The 16,359-nt window shown below is 66.3% G+C and carries 14 protein-coding genes, 1 pseudogene and 1 riboswitch; of the genes and pseudogenes, 12 read left to right on the top strand and 3 right to left on the bottom strand.

The features are described from left to right. Positions 1 to 3: 3 nt before the first annotated feature. The 5 genes from pstC to phoB are packed head-to-tail and all read left to right on the top strand — an operon-like array spanning position 4 to position 4,436. Entirely contained in the window at positions 4 to 1,377 is a 1,374-nt protein-coding gene (gene pstC / locus HWN72_RS12835) for a phosphate ABC transporter permease subunit PstC (RefSeq protein WP_036526298.1), read from the top strand. Further along, positions 1,370 to 2,257, top strand: a complete 888-nt coding sequence (gene pstA, locus HWN72_RS12830; protein ID WP_036526297.1) for a phosphate ABC transporter permease PstA — start codon at positions 1,370 to 1,372, stop codon at positions 2,255 to 2,257. The genes pstC and pstA overlap by 8 nt, the downstream gene beginning before the upstream one ends. Positions 2,258 to 2,261: 4 nt before the next feature. After that, positions 2,262 to 3,023 (top strand): phosphate ABC transporter ATP-binding protein PstB, encoded by a 762-nt coding sequence (gene pstB / locus HWN72_RS12825; protein WP_008828291.1) that lies wholly within the window; start codon positions 2,262 to 2,264, stop codon positions 3,021 to 3,023. Between the two features lie 25 nt (positions 3,024 to 3,048). After that, complete coding sequence (gene phoU, locus HWN72_RS12820; RefSeq protein WP_008828292.1) at positions 3,049 to 3,750, top strand: phosphate signaling complex protein PhoU; 702 nt, start codon at positions 3,049 to 3,051, stop codon at positions 3,748 to 3,750. Beyond that, positions 3,747 to 4,436: a phosphate regulon transcriptional regulator PhoB gene (gene phoB / locus HWN72_RS12815; protein ID WP_008828293.1), complete on the top strand. Its 690-nt coding sequence runs from the start codon at positions 3,747 to 3,749 to the stop codon at positions 4,434 to 4,436. Before phoU ends, phoB begins: the two co-directional genes overlap by 4 nt. A gap of 171 nt (positions 4,437 to 4,607) precedes the next feature. Here the strand turns inward: phoB and HWN72_RS12810 are convergent, their stop codons facing one another. The 3 genes from HWN72_RS12810 to HWN72_RS12800 form a co-directional block, all read right to left on the bottom strand. Further along, on the bottom strand, positions 4,608 to 5,183 hold the full coding sequence (locus HWN72_RS12810) for a TMEM165/GDT1 family protein (RefSeq protein WP_036526437.1): 576 nt from the start codon (positions 5,181 to 5,183) through the stop codon (positions 4,608 to 4,610). A 95-nt stretch (positions 5,184 to 5,278) separates the two neighbouring features. Continuing rightward, positions 5,279 to 5,389, bottom strand: a riboswitch (yybP-ykoY riboswitch). 107 nt (positions 5,390 to 5,496) lie between these two features. Continuing rightward, complete coding sequence (locus tag HWN72_RS12805) at positions 5,497 to 8,172, bottom strand: TonB-dependent receptor domain-containing protein (protein WP_211150410.1); 2,676 nt, start codon at positions 8,170 to 8,172, stop codon at positions 5,497 to 5,499. Between the two features lie 91 nt (positions 8,173 to 8,263). Further along, positions 8,264 to 9,889, bottom strand: coding sequence for a hypothetical protein (locus HWN72_RS12800; protein ID WP_211150409.1), 1,626 nt, complete (start codon positions 9,887 to 9,889; stop codon positions 8,264 to 8,266). Positions 9,890 to 10,196: 307 nt separating this feature from the next. Here HWN72_RS12800 and HWN72_RS12795 point away from each other — a divergent pair, with 307 nt between their 5' ends. The 7 genes and pseudogenes from HWN72_RS12795 to HWN72_RS12765 form a co-directional block, all read left to right on the top strand. Further along, a complete protein-coding gene (locus HWN72_RS12795; protein ID WP_211150408.1) occupies positions 10,197 to 10,571 on the top strand; it encodes a hypothetical protein in 375 nt (124 codons plus the stop codon). A 288-nt stretch (positions 10,572 to 10,859) separates the two neighbouring features. Continuing rightward, entirely contained in the window at positions 10,860 to 11,204 is a 345-nt protein-coding gene (locus tag HWN72_RS12790; RefSeq protein ID WP_008831074.1) for a TrbC/VirB2 family protein, read from the top strand. Between the two features lie 18 nt (positions 11,205 to 11,222). Beyond that, positions 11,223 to 11,504, top strand: coding sequence for a type IV secretion system protein VirB3 (locus tag HWN72_RS12785; RefSeq protein WP_008831075.1), 282 nt, complete (start codon positions 11,223 to 11,225; stop codon positions 11,502 to 11,504). A 31-nt stretch (positions 11,505 to 11,535) separates the two neighbouring features. Then, positions 11,536 to 13,953 carry a VirB4 family type IV secretion/conjugal transfer ATPase gene (locus HWN72_RS12780; RefSeq protein ID WP_211150407.1) on the top strand — a complete coding sequence of 806 codons (2,418 nt, stop codon included), beginning with the start codon at positions 11,536 to 11,538 and terminating at the stop codon, positions 13,951 to 13,953. A 5-nt stretch (positions 13,954 to 13,958) separates the two neighbouring features. Next, the gene (locus HWN72_RS12775; RefSeq protein ID WP_211150406.1) at positions 13,959 to 15,209 is read left to right on the top strand and encodes a type IV secretion system protein; all 1,251 of its coding nucleotides are present in this window, start codon (positions 13,959 to 13,961) and stop codon (positions 15,207 to 15,209) included. Beyond that, the gene (locus HWN72_RS12770) at positions 15,206 to 16,093 is read left to right on the top strand and encodes a TrbG/VirB9 family P-type conjugative transfer protein (RefSeq protein WP_211150405.1); all 888 of its coding nucleotides are present in this window, start codon (positions 15,206 to 15,208) and stop codon (positions 16,091 to 16,093) included. Before HWN72_RS12775 ends, HWN72_RS12770 begins: the two co-directional genes overlap by 4 nt. 3 nt (positions 16,094 to 16,096) lie before the next feature. Beyond that, a pseudogene (locus HWN72_RS12765) lies at positions 16,097 to 16,359 on the top strand (type VI secretion protein); the annotation flags it as partial.

Raw genomic sequence — 16,359 nt, 5'->3', positions numbered from 1 at the left:
GACATGATACTCACCGGAGTTCTCCTGGCCGTCCTCGGCCTCGGCCTTGTCGGCTGGTTCGCCGCGCGCGGCCGGGCGCGGCTGCTCTATACCGGCCGGGGGTCGATGCACTCGATGCCCGCCTATCACGGCTGGCACCTGGCGCTGTGGATCGTCGTCCCGGCGCTGGTCGCCTGGCTGGTGTGGCAGGCGGTGATGCCCGGCCTTGTCCAAGGCGCGGTCTTCGCCACCCCCGCCGCGCATGGCCTGCCGACCGACCCGTTCCAGCTGGGCGCCATCGTCGCCGAGGCGCAGACCATCGCCTCCGATCCCAATGCCGTCGCCTTCAACCCGGAGGCGCAGGCGCTGGTCGAGCCGTTCCGGCAGGCGCAAGTGAAGTTCGGCCTGATCGGCGCGGTGATCGTGCTGATCGTCGCCTTTGCGGGCGGCGCCTTCGGCTTCACGCGCATCCGCCCGGACTTCAAGGCCCGTACCCATGTCGAGCGCTTGGTGCTGGGCGTGCTGCTGGCAGCCTCGCTGCTGGCGATCCTGACCACCTTCGGCATCGTCGCCTCGCTGGTGTTCGAGGCAGGCATGTTCTTCAAGGACGTGTCGCCGATCGCCTTCCTCACCGGCACCCACTGGTCGCCGGCGAGCACGATGGGCGACAACATCAACAACAACTTCGGCGCGGTGCCGCTGTTCTGGGGCACGATCTACATCGGCGCGATCATCGCCATGATCGTCGCGATCCCGCTCGGCCTGATGAGCGCCATCTATCTGACGCAGTACGCCACGCGCGACGTGCGCAAGTGGGTGAAGCCGCTGCTGGAGATCCTCGCGGGCATTCCCACGGTGGTCTACGGCTACTTCGCCGCGCTGACGGTCGCCCCGCTGATCCGCGACTTCGCTGCTTCGCTGGGCATGGCCAACCCCTCGACCGAGAGTGCGCTCGCCGCTGGTCTCGTCATGGGCGTGATGATCATCCCGTTCGTCTCCTCGATGGCCGACGACGCGCTGGCCGCGGTGCCCCGCGCGATGAGCGACGGTTCGCTGGCCCTTGGCGCCACCCGCTCGGAGACGATCAAGAAGGTGCTGCTGCCCGCCGCGCTGCCCGGCATCGTCGCGGGCGTGATGCTGGCGATCAGCCGCGCCATCGGCGAGACGATGATCGTCGTCATGGCGGCCGGTGCCGCCGCCAACCTTTCGGCGAACCCGTTCGCCTCGATGACGACCGTGACCTACCAGATCGTCCAGATGCTGACCGGCGACCAGGAGTTCAACAGCCCCAAGACGCTGTCGGCCTTCGCGCTCGGCCTGGTGCTGTTCATCGTCACCCTCATCCTCAACATCGTCGCCCTGCGCGTCGTGAAGCGGTTCCGCGAAGCCTATGAGTAAGTCAGACTGGAATTCGCCCGAGGCGGTCCGCCGCCTCGCGAAGCGCCACGCCGCCGAGAAGCGCTTCAAGCTCGTCGGGCTGGGCGCGATCGTCCTGAGCCTCGGGTTCCTGGCGCTGCTGCTCGTCATCATGCTGAAGAACGGCGTCGCCGGGCTCGACTGGGACTTCCTGTCCGGCTCGGACTCGACCGATGCCACCACCGCAGGCGTGTGGGGCGCGGCCAAGGGCTCGCTGCTCACCATGATGGTGACGCTGCTGCTCAGCTTCCCGATGGGCGTGCTCGCCGCGATCTATCTGGAAGAGTTCGCGCCTAAGAAGAAGTGGATCGAGTGGGTCGAGGTGTCGATCAACAACCTCGCCGCCGTGCCTTCGATCATCTTCGGCCTCTTGGGCCTGGCGGTGTTCATCAACACCTTCCAGATGCCGCGTTCCTCACCGCTGGTCGGCGGTCTGACGCTGGCGCTGATGACGATGCCGGTCATCGTCATCTCGGGCCGCAACGCGATCAAGGCGGTGCCGCCCTCGATTCGCGAGGCCGCCTACGGCATCGGCGCCAGCAAGGTGCAGACGACCTTCCACCACGTCCTGCCGCTGGCGCTGCCGGGCATCCTGACCGGCACCATCATCGGCATGGCCCGCGCGCTGGGTGAGACCGCGCCGTTGCTGATGATCGGCATGCGCGCCTTCGTCGTCACCCCGCCGGACAGCCTGACGGCTCCGTCGAGCGTGCTGCCGATGCAGATCTTCCTGTGGTCCGACGAAATAGACAAGGCTTTCGTCCAGAACACTTCCGCCGCCATCATCGTGCTGCTGGTCTTCCTGCTCGCCATGAACGGCATCGCCATTTACCTTCGAAACAAATTCGAAGTCCGCTGGTAGAACCATGACCGAAGCCAAGATCACCGCCCGCAACGTTGACGTCTTCTACGGACAGAAGAAGGCGATCAACGACGTCTCGATCGACATCGACAACGGGATCGTCACTGCCTTCATCGGCCCCTCGGGCTGCGGCAAGTCGACGTTCCTGCGCACCCTCAACCGCATGAACGACACGATCGCGGGTGCCCGCGTCGACGGCCAGATCCTGCTGGACGGCGAGGACATCTATGCGTCCACCATGGACTCGGTCGCTCTGCGCGCCCGCGTCGGCATGGTGTTCCAGAAGCCGAACCCGTTCCCCAAGTCGATCTACGAGAACATCGCCTACGGCCCGCGCATCCACGGCCTCGCCAGCGCGAAGTCCGACATGGACCGCATCGTCGAGAACGCGCTGACCAAGGCGGGCCTCTGGGAAGAGGTCAAGGATCGCCTGACCGACGCCGGCACCGCGCTGTCGGGCGGCCAGCAGCAGCGCCTGTGCATCGCGCGCGCCATCGCCGTCAGCCCCGAAGTCATCCTCATGGACGAGCCGTGCTCCGCGCTCGACCCGATCGCCACCGCGCGCATCGAGGAACTGATCGACGAGTTGAAGGAGAGCTTCGCCATCGTCATCGTCACCCACTCGATGCAGCAGGCCGCGCGCGTGTCGCAGCGCACCGCCTTCTTCCACCTCGGCAGCATGGTGGAATACGGCGAGACCGACCAGATCTTCACCAATCCGCGCGAAACGCGCACCAAGGACTACATCACCGGCCGCTACGGCTGAGTGTTGGCATAAGCAGGGACACGCCATGGTAGACCATACCGTCAAGGCCTTCGACTCCGAGATCGGGCAGCTTCGCGGCCTCGTCGCCGAGATGGGCGGGCTCGCCGAAGTCGCCATCCGCGACGCCATCACCGCGCTCGTCCATCATGACGAGGAACTCGCCGCACAAGTCGTCGCCGCCGACGCCAAGCTGGATGCGCTGGAGGCCGAGGTGGACCGCCTCGCCGTGCGTACCATCGCGCTGCGTGCTCCCATGGCCGACGATCTGCGCGACGTCATCGCCGCGCTCAAGATCTCGGGCGTGATCGAGCGCATCGGCGACTATGCCAAGAATATCGCCAAGCGCGTCAATGCGCTGGAAGGCCGCACCAAGATCGACCCGGTCACGCTGGTCCCGGCCATGGCCGAGATCGCCGAGTCCATGGTGCGCGACGTCCTCAACGCCTACGGCTCGCGCGATGCGCAGCTGGCGGTGGAGGTCATCAAGCGCGACCAGAAGCTGGACCAGTTCTACAACACGCTGTTCCGCTCGCTGCTGACGCACATGATGGAGAACCCCGCGACGATCACCAGCGCCGCGCAGCTGCTCTTCATCGCCCGCAACCTGGAGCGCATCGGCGACCATGCCACCAACGTGGCCGAAATGGTCTACTACGCCGCGACCGGCGAATACTGCACGGAGCGCGACTCTTTGACGGATGATACCAGCTCGGGAATGCTGTCGTGAGCGCCGCCTCGATCCTCGTCGTCGAAGACGACGTCGCCCTCAGCGAACTGCTGACCTGGAACCTCTCGGCCGAAGGCTACGACGTGCGTTCCACGCCCGACGGTGAGGAAGCCCTCGTCATGGTGCGCGAGCAAACGCCCGATGCCATCGTGCTCGACTGGATGATCGAGCAGGTGCCCGGCATCGAGGTTTGCCGCCAGCTGCGCAAGGACAAGGAAACCGCCTCGGTCCCGATCATCATGCTCACCGCACGCGGCGAGGAAGAGGACATGATCCGCGGCCTCAAGACCGGCGCTGACGACTATGTCACGAAGCCGTTCTCCCCGCGCGAGCTGATGGCCCGCATCGAAGCGCTGCTGCGCCGCGCGCGGCCGTCGCTGGCGGGCAGCGTGCTGTCGTGGGGGGATATCGAACTCGACGCCACCAGCCACCGCGTGCGTCGCGGCGGCGAGGCGCTGCATCTTGGGCCGACCGAGTTCCGCCTGCTGCGCTACTTCATGGAGCGTCCGAACCGCGTGGTCTCGCGTCAGCAGATCCTCGACGGCGTCTGGGGCATGGACTCGGATATCGACGAGCGCACGGTGGACGTCCACATCCGCCGCCTGCGCAAGGCGATCAACCGCGATGGCGAGACCGATCCGATCCGCACCGTGCGCGCGGCGGGCTATGCGATGGACGTGGCGTAAGGCCTGGGCTGAGGGGGCTTCGACAAGCTCAGCCTGAGCGGAATTGGGAGGTTTACTCTACCTCCCGCTCACCCTGAGCTTGTCGAAGGGTCAGGCGCAGCCTGTCGAAGCCCCATCGGCACAAACCGACGCAATCTAAAGGGGCCGCCTTGCCGCGGCCCCTTCGTCGTTTCAGCCCAGCAGGCCCGCCGTCTGTGCGAGCAGCCACAGGCCGATCACCAGGAACAGCAGCGCCGCCACCGTACGCACGACGTTCAGCGGCACCTTCTTGATGAGGGCATTGCCGAGGAACACCGCCGGCACGTTGGCGATCATCATGCCGATGGTGGTGCCCATCATCACCGGCACCACGCTCTGGAAGCGGGCGCCCAGCGCGATCGTGGCGATCTGGGTCTTGTCGCCCATCTCGACCAGGAAGAAGGCGATGGCGGTCGCCAGGAAGGGGCCGAAGCGGCTGGGCTTGGCTTCCTCGTCTTCGTCGAACTTGTCGGGGATCAGCGTCCAGCCCGCCATCAGGATGAAGCTGGCGGCGACTAGGTAGCGGAACCACTGCCCGTCGAGGAAGGCGGCCGCCTGCTCGCCCACCAGTGCGGCGAGGAAGTGGTTGGCGATGGTAGCCACGAAGATGCCCGCCACGATCGGCCAGGGCCGCTTGAAGCGCGTGGCGAGGACGATGGCGAGAAGCTGGGTCTTGTCGCCGATCTCGGCGAGGGCGACCACGGCGGTCGATGTGAGCAGGGCTTCCAAGGTCATGGTACTCCGGGCCGGGCGGAAACGAAACGCAACGACGCATTCGGAATCCGCCCGGCCGAGCGAAACCGCATGCGTCATTGGTCTCGCCCGGACGTTTGGAAACGTCCTCCTGCGCGCCATGGCCTCTCGACCAAGTGTGTTGACGGCAGGTCCCGCAAAATGCGCGGGCGGCTACTCCCCAGATGACGGACCCGCGCTTACCGATGTTCTGCCGTTTTGGGAAGCGCAAAAAGAAAGGCCCGGTCGCTGGGCGACCGGGCCATGAGGTTGCCGTCGGGAGGGCAGGTGCCTCCCCGGAAAAGACGGCTTAGAAAGTGATCGATGCCGAGAGCGAGAACACGCGGCCCACGTCGTACGTGTTGACCTGGATGCGGCCGCCTTCGAAGTCCTGATATTCCGAGTGTTTACGCCCCGTGAGGTTGCGTGCCTCGAACTTCACCTCGATGTCGGTGCCTGCCAACTCGATGCCCTGGCGCGCCACGAAGTCGATCGTGAAGCCGGGGTTCTCGAAGATGTCGTTCTGGCCCGACTGGTTGAGGCCGCGGCTCGTCACGCGCTTGCTGGCGTAGTTGAACAGGAAGGTCTGCTGCGAGAGCCCACCCTGCTGCTCGAGGCCCAGCTGCACGTTGGCGATGTGCTCCGACTGGCCCGTGAGCGGTGCGCCGTCTCGGAAGTAGTCGAGCGCATTGTTGGTCGAGGCGCCGTACACCGCCGTCGTGTCGCCCTGCTTCACGCTGAGCTTGGACTTGGTGTAGGTGTAGTTCGCGGCCAGCAGCAGGCGGCGATCGGCGAAGAGGTCGAAATACTTCTGCAGTTCGACTTCGGCGCCGTAGAGGTTAGCCGAAGGCGCGTTGGCATACGTCGTCACGAAGTCGTTGCCCGGACGGACCAGGAACGTTTCGATCGGGTTTTCCAGACGCTTGAAGAAGCCGCCGATGGACACCTTGTCCTTCGTAGTCATGTAGTACTCTAAACGCGCTTCGGCGTTGTAGAGCTGGCTGTCCGTCAGCAGCGGGTTACCGCGATAGCTGCGGTTGCTGTCGGGATCGAAGAAGGATTGATAGAGCAGCTCGCGGAACTGCGGGCGTGCGATCGTCTTCGAACCGTTGACGCGCAGCTGCATGCCGGGCTGCAGCTCGTACGTGAGCGTCAGGGCGGGCAGCCAGTATTCGCGCTCGATGTTGGTGTCGGGGATGGCCGTGCCGGTGGCTGCGATCGGCTTCACGCCCGCGAACTGGGTCGCATATTCCCAGCGCACGCCGAGGTCGAAGCTGAGGGCGTCGGTGAGCTGGCCGTTCAGCTTGGCATACCACGCGTGGTTGTTCAGCCTGGCGTCGAACACTGCACCGGCATAATCGATCTCGTTGGTCAGCAGGTGGTAGTCCACCGCACCGCCCGTCGCCTGGTCGATGAAGAACATGCCGGGCTGGAACAGCACGTCCGGCCGCAGCAGGCCGAAGGCACCGATCAGGCGCGTATCGCCCTGCGCACGGATCTGGAACGAGCGGCGCGAGGTGCGGCGATCGTTGAGCTGGTAGGCGTAGCCGACCGTGCCCTGCCAGCCCGCACCGAACGAGTGCGAAAGGTCGACGCCCGCCGACCAGACGTCCTCGTCCAGATTCGAGAAATCGACCGTCGCGTCACCCTGGTTGCCGCCGTCGAGCCGGTTGATGAACTGGTCGCCGTTGGTGCCGCTGTTGAGGCGGACGTACTGCAGCGAGATCTCGTAAGGCGCCTTGCGCTTGGAGTTGGCGTAGCCGCCGCGCACGTCCAGCTCGGTGTCGCCGCCCAGCTTGAACTCGCCGACCAGCTGGGTGTCCATCAGCTGACGCTCGTACCAGCCGGTATCCTGGTACAGGTAGTCGATCGTCGGCGTCGCGTTCTGGTAGCCCAGCGAGAGCGAGGCGCGCTTGACCGTGTCGTGGATGTACACGTTGGTCCAGCGGATCTTGTTGTCGCCCCACTCGAGGCCGACACCGAGCATGGCGTTGGCGACGATGCGGTTCTCGGTGACGACCTGCTGGAAGTCCTGCTCGCGCGTGTCGTAGTCGAGACCGGCGATACGCTGGGTGGTGATGTCCTTGGTCTGCAGCTTGTTCGAGTAGCTGGCCGCCGCGATCACGCCGAGGCGTGCTTCGCCGATATCGGCGTAAGTGCCCGCCGAAAGGCTGCCCGAGAAGTTGACCGGAAGATGGTTGTCGGTCTGGACTACAGCGTTGCGGCCGTTCATCAGCGTGCTGCCGATGGCGCGCGCCTGGTCGCTCGTGCCGTCGAGCAGGGTTCCGCTGCCGAGATAGTCCTTCATCTCGACGGACTTGTTGCGGTTGCCGTTGTCGTAGCCCGTCCAGTCGGTCTTGCTGCCGTAGTAGGTGTAGCCGAGCTTGTTGGTCGTCTCGGTATCCCACGAGGCGCCGCCGCCGATCGTCAGGAACGGCTTGTCGGGCACGGCGCGGGTGGTCAGGTTGATGACGCCGCCGCCGAATTCGCCGGGGAAGTTCGCCGAGTAGCTCTTCTGGACGAGCGAGGAGGCGATGATGCTGGTGGGGAACAGGTCCAGCGGGACAACGCGCTTGAGCGGCTCGGGGCTGGGCAGGGGCGAGCCGTTGAGCAGCGCCAGCGAATAGCGATCGCCCAGGCCGCGCACGTAGACGTAGCCGTTGCCGACCACCGAAAGGCCGGTCACGCGGCCGAGGGCGCCGGCGATGTCGCCTTCGCCGGTGCGCGCGATTTCCTCGTTCGAGAGGACCGAGACGACCTGCGGGGCATAGCGCTGCACATTGCGCGAGCGCTGGCCGGTGACGAGAATCTCGCCGCCCGGGATCGAGACGTCGGGGGCGTCGCCCTCTTCCGGATCCTGGTCGGCGGGCGCTGTGCTGCCGGTCGAGGTGTTGTCGGTCGTGGTGCTCTTCTGCGCCCATGCCATCGTCGGCATGGTCATCGCGCTGGAAAGCAGCAGCGCCGCTACGAGCCGCGGCTTGGTCATTTGGTGTCCCCCTGGAACAGAGAATTGGATGCAAATGAGGGGACGGCCTTCGCGGACCGCCCCCCCTTTCATTCGACTAAGGGCGGTTGCCTCAGGTGACCGGCAGGGCCGTGCAGGCGCTGTTCGAACCGAAGTTCGCGGTCGCGGTGTCGCAGGTCCAGCCGCGATACCAGGTGTCGCTCGCGTCCTTGACGGCGCCGATGTAGGTCACCGCGTCGAAGAAGCTCGAGATCGACTGGAGGTTGGCATAGGCCGCCACCCCGTTTTCGTTGGCGCCGTTGACGAACGTGCTCGTCAGCGTCGACGTGAAGGCCGAGTTGTTGTTCGTGCCCGCGTCGAATGCGGCCTTGACGGTGGCGGCGGTGTAGCTGCCGGTGCCCAGGAATTCCTGGCCGCTGCGGCAGGAGATCACGACGGAGTCCGCAGCCAGCGTTGCGCGGGTTGCGGTGGTGCCGGTGCCGTTGATGCGGATGCAGGCATCGGTGTTCGTGTCGGAGTTGGCCGCAATGTTGGGAGCCACGATCACGCCGTTGACCAGGTGGAGGTCGGCGTTGCCGCGCACGAAGATGGCCGCATCGTTCGAGTTGTTGTTCGCGCCGTTCTGGATCGCGGTGAAGTTCGCGACGGTGCTCTTCTGGCGCGGGGTCTGGTCTTCCCTGCCGTTGCTGTCGACTTCCATCAGCGAGTCGCCGTCGGCATTGCGCTGGGCGATGATGACGTACTGGAAGTTGCCCTGCACGCCGGTATCGATGTCGAGGCTGTCGTCGTCGGCGTTGACGGCGATGTAGTGCTTCATGTTGACCGCGCCGCCGAAGAATTCAGCGCCGTCGTCCGAGCTGTTCACGCTCTGGATGAAGTCGAGCGTGGTGCCGGTGCCGACGCCTTCGCCGGTCAGGGCCTGAAGCTCGGTATCCGAGCCCAGCACGTAACCCGAGAAGCGGATCTGGACATACTTCATGATGCCGGCGTTGTAGCTGTTGTCCTTGCCGCCGAAGATGGCCGGGTTGGCCGAACCTTCGGTGTCGCGCTCGCAGGTCACGTCGGTGACGTTGCCGCCGGCGGTGCAGTCGGTGGTGATGCCGCGGCCCATCAGCACGACGCCGCCCCAGCGGCCGTCGGTGGATTCGGTCGCGGTTCCGCGCACGTTCTCGTACGTGGTGAAGATGATCGGCTGGGCGAGAGTGCCCGTGGCATTGATCTTGTTGCCGCGGTTGACGGCAAGCCATGCCGGTTCGGCGCCGTTCTGGCCATAGACGATCACGCCCGGCTCGATGGTGAGCGTGACGTTGGTGTCGGAGGTCAGCGAGCGGCCGCCGCAGCTCAGCGTCTTGGTGGCGAACGGAGCCGCCGTGGTCGGGGCGGTCAGGCCGCCATCGCAACCGACGTCGACGCGGCCGTTCATGCGGTAGAGGACGCCGTCAACCTTGGGCAGCGTGGTGTTCGCGTTGATCAGCGAAGGCAGGGTGCAGACGCGCCAGGTGCCTTCCGGGCCTTCGATGGTGCCGCTGTTGGTGAGGCCGCCGGTGGCGCCGATCGCCGGGCAGTCCGCAGCCGCTTCGACCAGGCCGGTGCCCGGGGTTGGCGTGGGGGTCGGCGTCGGATTGGTGATCGGAACGTTGATCGAGCCGGCGCCCGGCGAGGAAATGTCGTCGGCGCCGCAGCCGGCGAGAGCGAGAGCGCTGCAGCCCATGAGCAGCAGACCGGAAATTTTCTTCACGATGAATCCCCCGTGTTCAGGTCGAACAGATCGAACGGGGGCGATCACGATTCCGCCCCTCGCTGACCGAGGCGTCTAGGCCGCGCGGGTGACGCTTTGTTGGCATTACAATGACACTAATATGCACTTAAATGACAGTGATGTGACGTTGCGAATTAGCCGCAGGTTAGCTGCCCATCGAGTCGGCGGTGGCTTTGGCGATCACAGGTTGATTGCAGTTTTATGACACTAACGTCATTTTGTTGATGGGCGGCGATTTCCGGCAGACGATGACGGGGTATCGACATAGTCCACGGGAGAAATCGCAATGTCCCTTACCGCACTCGCCGCCGCCGTTCTGATGGGTCAGTCTGCGTTTTCGCTCGTCGTCGAGCGGCCGGCATCGCAGGCCCATGACGTCGCCTATGCGGAACTTGCCTCCGGCCGCACGCAGCAGGCGATCACCAAGCTCGAGGCCGACGGCGGCACCAGGTCGGACGATCCGGCGACGCTCATCAATCTCGGGGCCGCCTATGCCCGCACCGGAATGAGCGGCAAGGCGCTGTCCGCCTTCCGCGCGGCGGTATCGACGCCGGTGCGCTACGATCTCGAACTGGCTGACGGAACCTGGGTCGATTCGCGCTTCGCGGCGCGGCGTGCGCTCAGCGGTCTGCTGGCGGCGAACCGTATGGCCTCACGCTGAAATCCGGGCGTTGAAATCCGGTTTCCGGCGGGGATGAGGGGGCGTTCCGAAAGGAGCGCCCCTTTTCCGCGCTCATCTCCTCTCGATCCCCGGCTGGATCGGGTCGGGTCCTTCGAGGTCGCGGCAGCCACGACGGCGCGCATATAAACAAAGCCAAGCGCCGCGCGGATGCCTCTGAAATAAAACCGTCATCCGTTCATCATCTGCGACGAGATTTACGATCCGTTCGCAGCACTGTCGTCACACACCTGTCATCCTGCTAGCGCACTGCGCGCTCATACGGAGGGTATGGTGATTCGATACGCACATCTTCGCAGCCGTTTCGCGCGCTGCTTCTACGCAGTTTCAGCCGTGGTCGCGGCCCAGCTTTCGCCTTCGCTGGCCCATGCTCAGGCCGTTGCGGCCGATCCTGCAGGTTCCGGTCCCATCGTCGCGGCACTCGGCTGGCTGCAGGGTACGCTGCTCGGCAACGTGGCGACCGCGGTTGCCGTCATGGCGGTGGCGGCCGTCGGTTTCATGATGCTGACAGGCCGGATGAACTGGCGCTTCGGCGCGACCGTGATCATCGGCGTGTTCATCCTGTTCGGCGCGGGTGCGATCGTGACCGGCATCCAGTCGGCGGCGGTGGGCTGAGCGCATGAGCCCGATCCTATGACCTTGGCCCGCTATCCGGTTCACCGCGCGCTGACCCGCCCGCAGATGTTTGCGGGCGTGACTTACAGCTTTTTCATTATCAATTTCGCCGTGGTGACCGAGATATTCCTCATCACCAAGAGCTTCTGGACGCTGCCGGTCATGCTGGTGATCCACGGCATCGGCTATCTGGCGTGCCTGCGCGAGCCGCGGGTGTTCGATCTGTGGATCGCCAAGGTCAGCAAGTGCCCGCGCGTCGCCAACTGGCAGCGCTGGGGCTGCAACAGCTACGCGCCGTAAGCGACTGCGCGCGCGGGGGACGACAGTTTTTATGGCCAAGAGCTTCAAATCGCCGTTGAAGGGCTGGGGAGCCAAGGAAGTGCTCGCCGGCGACCGCCTGCCTTACGCCGGGCTCGTGGACGATAACGTCGTGCGCCTGCGCGACGGCTCGGTCATGCTCTCGCTCATGGTGCCCGGCCTCGCGTTCGAGACTGCCGACAGCGACGAACTCAACGCCCATGTCGCCACGCGCGAGGTGCTGCTGCGCTCCTCGCTCGATGCGAGGTTCGTACTGTATCACCACGTCATCCGCCGCCGCGTCGAGATCGAGATGGCGGCGCAGTTCGACGATCCGCTCGCCGCGCATATCGACGCGCGCTGGCGGGCGCGCACGGGTTCGGGCGCGCTGTTCGTCAACGACCAGTTCATTACCCTGGTGCGCCGTCCGGCGCGCGGCAAGGCGGGCTGGGCGGACAAGCTCAGCCGCTTCATGAAGAACAAGGGTGCGGAAAACGCCGAGGTCGATCCTGGCGACGTTCGCGCGCTCAAGGCCGCAGCTTCGGCGATGGTCGCCTCGCTTGGCGCCTATGGAGCGCGCCTGCTGGGCGACTACGATGCGCCTGCGGGCCGCTGCTCGGAAGTGCTCGAACTGCTTTCCGCGCTCTACAACGGCGAGATGCGCCCGGTGCGTCGTCCCTCGGACGAGACCGACATCGGCCACATGCTGCCTTACCGCCGCGTGAGCTTCGGCATGGACGCGCTGGAACTGCGTGGCGCGACCGGCGGCACCTTCGGCTCGATCGTGAGCCTCAAGGACTACCCCGATTCGACTGCGCCGGGCCTCACCGACGCACTGCTGCGCCTGCCTTGCGAACTGGTGCTGACCGAAACATACGCTCCGGCCGACCGCCAGATCGCGCGCGAACGCATCGACCTCTCGATCCGCCGCCTGCGCAGCGCCGATGAGGAAGCCGTGGCCGAGCGCCGCGAAATGTCCGCCGCGCGCGATGCGCTGGGCACCGGCTCGGTCGGTTTCGGCGATCATCACCTCTCGGTTCTGGTCCGCGCCGATTCGCTCGATGCGCTGGACGAGGTTACCGCGATGTGTGCCGCCTCGCTGGCCGACGCGGGCGCCGTCGCGGTGCGCGAGGAAGTGAACCTCGAACCCGCGTTCTGGGGCCAGCTTCCCGGCAACGAGAGCTTCATCGTGCGCCGCGCTCTGATCTCCAGCGCCAACATGGCCTGTTTCGGCTCCTTGCACGGTTTCGCGATGGGACAGGCGAGCGGCAATCACTGGGGCGACGCGGTCACGCTGTTGTCCACCACCAGCGCTACGCCGTTCTTCTTCAACTTCCATCAGGGCGACCTCGGTAACTTCACCGTCATCGGTCCGTCGGGTTCGGGTAAAACGGTCGTCATGAACTTCCTCGCCGCGCAGGCGCAGAAGTTCGCGCCCCGCACGATCCTGTTCGACAAAGATCGCGGAGCCGAGGTGTTCCTGCGCGGCATCGGCGGCACCTACAGCCGCGTCGCGGCGGGTCATCCGACCGGCTTCAACCCGCTCGCGCTGCCCGACACCGCCCACAACCGCGCCTTCCTGCGCGACTGGCTCGGCGTTCTGCTCGCAGCCAAGGGACCGGAAGAACTCTCGACGATCGCCAGTGCGGTCGACGCGGCCTATCACAACGATCCGTCGCTGCGCCGCCTCTCGCACTTCCGCGAGCTGCTGGCGGGCGCGCGCCGTCCGGAACCGGGCGACCTCGCCTCGCGCCTCGACGCCTGGCTGCAGGGCGGCGAGCATGGCTGGCTGTTCGACAACCAGCACGACCGTCTGGACCTGAGCCAGCGCGTGCTCGGCTTCGACATGACCGCGCTGCTGGAAAGCCCGCGCCTGCGCACGCCGGTCATGATGTACCTGTTCCATCGCATCGACGAGCGCCTCGACGGCGAGCCGACGATGATCCTGATTGACGAGGGCTGGAAGGCGCTCGACGACGAGGTCTTCGCCGCGCGCATCCGCGACTGGCTCAAGACGCTGCGCAAGCGCAACGCGCTGGTCGGCTTCGCGACCCAGTCGGCGCGCGACGCGCTGGATTCGAAGATCGCCACCGCCCTTGTCGAGCAGACCGCGACGATGGTGTTCATGCCCAATTCGCGTGCGCGGGCCGAGGATTATTGCGAGGGCTTCGGCCTGTCGCAGCACGAACTCGACGTCATCCGCACGCTGCCCGCGCATTCGCGCTGCTTCCTGATCCGCCAGTCGGACTCCTCGGTGGTAGTGCGCCTCGACCTTTCGGGCATGCCCGAGGTGCTTACCGTCCTGTCGGGCCGCGAGAGCACCGTGCGCAAGCTCGACACTCTGCGCGAACGCTACGGCGATGCGCCGGAAAGCTGGTATCCGGTGCTCACCGGCATGCAGTGGCCGGGGGAACTGGACGAAGACGCGCCCTGGACGGCGGCGGCGGAGTAAGCCTCATGGCGAACGCCTGCGAACAGCTTACCGAATACGCCTCCGCCGGGGTCGCTCCGGCGCTGCGCGCGGTCGATTGCGTGGCGAACGAGATGGCGGCGGGCGCCTTCGGGCGGCTGTTCGGGGCAGGGGGCGCGATGGCCCCGGTGCTCACGATCGTGCTGACGCTCTACATCGCGTTCTTCGCGTTCTCGCTGCTGACGGGGCGTTCCAGCCTCGGCATCTCGGCGCTGAGCCCGCGCATGCTGCGGCTCGGCGTGGTGCTGACCTTCGCGACCAGCTGGGTCGCCTATCAGGGCGTCGTCTGGAACCTCGCGATCGGCGGGCCGGACTGGATCGCCGGCATGCTGATGGGCGCCAAGGGCTCGGCGACGCAGCTGTTCGGCGACCGCATCGACATCGTCTTCTCGGCGATCAACCAGATTTCCGAAGCGACCTCGCAAGGCGCGCAGGCGGCCAAGGAGGGCGGCGAAGCTGCTGGCGGAGCCGCAGGCGCGGCCATCGCCGCCAAGGGCGCGGGCGGGCTGTTCACGCCTGAAAGCGTCATGTGGATGGGCGCGCTGTTGCTGCTGCTCGGCACCGTGGGCGTGCTGCTCACGGCGCGCATCGCGCTGGCGGTGCTGCTCGCGCTCGGGCCGATCTTCGTGGTCATGGCGCTGTTCGGCGGCACGCGCGGCCTCACCGCGGGCTGGCTGCGCGGCGTCGTGCTCACCGCGATCACGCCGCTCTTCGTCGTGCTCGGCGGCGGGATCACGCTGGAACTGCTGGTGCCGATCATCTCGGGCCTGGTCGAAAGCGCCAATGCGGGGGAGATCGACGGACGCGGTGCGATGGCGTTCTTCCTCGTCGCCTCGGTCCACGTCGCGCTGATGGTCATGGTGGTGAAGGTCGCCGCGACGATGGTAACCGGCTGGCAGGTCTTCGGCCTTGGCGCTTCCGAGCGTGATCGCGCCGCGCCGCAGGGCCACGCCGCTGCTCCGGCCCCGGCCGCCGCGCCCGCATCCTCTGTATCCGCCTACCAGAGCCGCACCTCGACCGTATCTGCGGCTGCCGCGGCGGCGGCGGGTGCTTCGGTGACGGGCGGCGACGGTGCAGCACGTTCAAGCGACCGGCGAACCGTGGTAACGCAAGTCGTGGGCGGGGGAATCGAACCTCTGCGTCAGGGCGATTCGGCCACGCGCGCCAAGGGGATCGGCAGCCGGTTCCGCAGTGCCTCGAACGACACCGGCAAGTTGCCGAAGGAGAAGACACGATGACCCGCGCAACGCTGCGCAAGACCGTCCTTGCGGGCAGCCTGATGGCGCTCGCGCTGGCGGCTCCCGCTCGGGCGGACGACCGCCTGCTCGCCCACGCTTACAGCGAGAGCGAAGTCGTGCGCATCGACGGCAAGGCCGGCGTGCAGGCGACCATCGCCTTCGGCGAGGGCGAGGCGATCGAGAACGTCGCGGTCGGCGATTCGCAGGCCTGGCAGATCACGCCGAACAAGCGCGCCGACCTGCTCTTCGTGAAGCCGCTCGAAGCCACCGCGCGCACCAACATGACGGTGGTGACAAACCGCCACACCTATTTCTTCGACCTCGTCGCCTCAACCAAGGCGAAGCCGCTCTACATGCTGCGCTTCACTTACAAGGATGAGCCCAAGCCGCAGGCCGCGCCTGCCGCCGCAGGGCTGGATGCATCCGAGGTCGCGCTGGCGCTGGGCGATCCTTCAGCCGTGCCCGCCGATCCGGCTGCGCTGAACTTCGCGTGGAAGCGCGTCGGGTCGGAAAAGCTGCTGCCTTCGCGCATCTATGACGACGGCCAGTCTACCTACCTGCTGTGGCCCGAACAGACTTCGGTTCCCGCGATCCTCGTAACCAACGAGAAGGGTGACGAAGGCCCGGTGAACTATGCGGTGCGGGGCGCGACGATCGTGATCGACGACGTGCCGAACACGCTGATCCTGCGTTCGGGCAAGACCAAGGCGGAACTGGTGAACACGCTGCCGCTCGCCTCGCGCCCGGCCAAGCCCCTGAGCCAACCTGCGCCGGTCGCTCCAGCAGCGGCGCCGACTGTCGCGGCGAATTCGCCTGCACCGCAAGCTGCGCCGACTGTCGCTCCCATTGCCCCCGCCACTGCACCCACGTCACAGGGAAACTGATCCATGGCGCCGAATTCCTCGTCCAACTCGGCCTTTCGTGAGCGCTTTTCCGGCGATGCGGCTACCGACCCGCGTGAGGGCGAAGGTGCGCAGGTCATCGATCTGGCGACGCGCAACGTCCTGCCGCAAGTCACCCAGCGCAAGAAGGCCGACGGCCTCGGCCTTGCCGCCGGTGTGCTGATCGTGGCGGCGCTCGGCGGCCTGACGCTGTGGTCGATGGACTCGGCCCGCAACGGCACTGCCGACCTCAAGCCCGCCGCACCCGC

The organism is Novosphingobium sp. HR1a, assembly GCF_015594425.1.
GTDB classification, from domain to species: Bacteria; Pseudomonadota; Alphaproteobacteria; order Sphingomonadales; family Sphingomonadaceae; genus Novosphingobium; species Novosphingobium resinovorum_A.
The sequence above is the reverse complement of the archived record's forward strand: the minus strand, read 5'-3'. Positions and strand labels throughout refer to the sequence as shown.

Coding starts and splice junctions, on each gene's coding strand:
- pstC (WP_036526298.1), top strand. CDS start 4: ATGATACTCACCGGAGTTCTCCTGGCCGTCCTCGGCCTCGGCCTTGTC.
- HWN72_RS12785 (WP_008831075.1), top strand. CDS start 11,223: ATGACCTTGGCCCGCTATCCGGTTCACCGCGCGCTGACCCGCCCGCAG.
- HWN72_RS12780 (WP_211150407.1), top strand. CDS start 11,536: ATGGCCAAGAGCTTCAAATCGCCGTTGAAGGGCTGGGGAGCCAAGGAA.
- HWN72_RS12795 (WP_211150408.1), top strand. CDS start 10,197: ATGTCCCTTACCGCACTCGCCGCCGCCGTTCTGATGGGTCAGTCTGCG.
- HWN72_RS12790 (WP_008831074.1), top strand. CDS start 10,860: ATGGTGATTCGATACGCACATCTTCGCAGCCGTTTCGCGCGCTGCTTC.
- HWN72_RS12805 (WP_211150410.1), bottom strand. CDS start 8,172: ATGACCAAGCCGCGGCTCGTAGCGGCGCTGCTGCTTTCCAGCGCGATG.
- phoU (WP_008828292.1), top strand. CDS start 3,049: ATGGTAGACCATACCGTCAAGGCCTTCGACTCCGAGATCGGGCAGCTT.
- HWN72_RS12775 (WP_211150406.1), top strand. CDS start 13,959: ATGGCGAACGCCTGCGAACAGCTTACCGAATACGCCTCCGCCGGGGTC.
- pstB (WP_008828291.1), top strand. CDS start 2,262: ATGACCGAAGCCAAGATCACCGCCCGCAACGTTGACGTCTTCTACGGA.
- pstA (WP_036526297.1), top strand. CDS start 1,370: ATGAGTAAGTCAGACTGGAATTCGCCCGAGGCGGTCCGCCGCCTCGCG.
- HWN72_RS12770 (WP_211150405.1), top strand. CDS start 15,206: ATGACCCGCGCAACGCTGCGCAAGACCGTCCTTGCGGGCAGCCTGATG.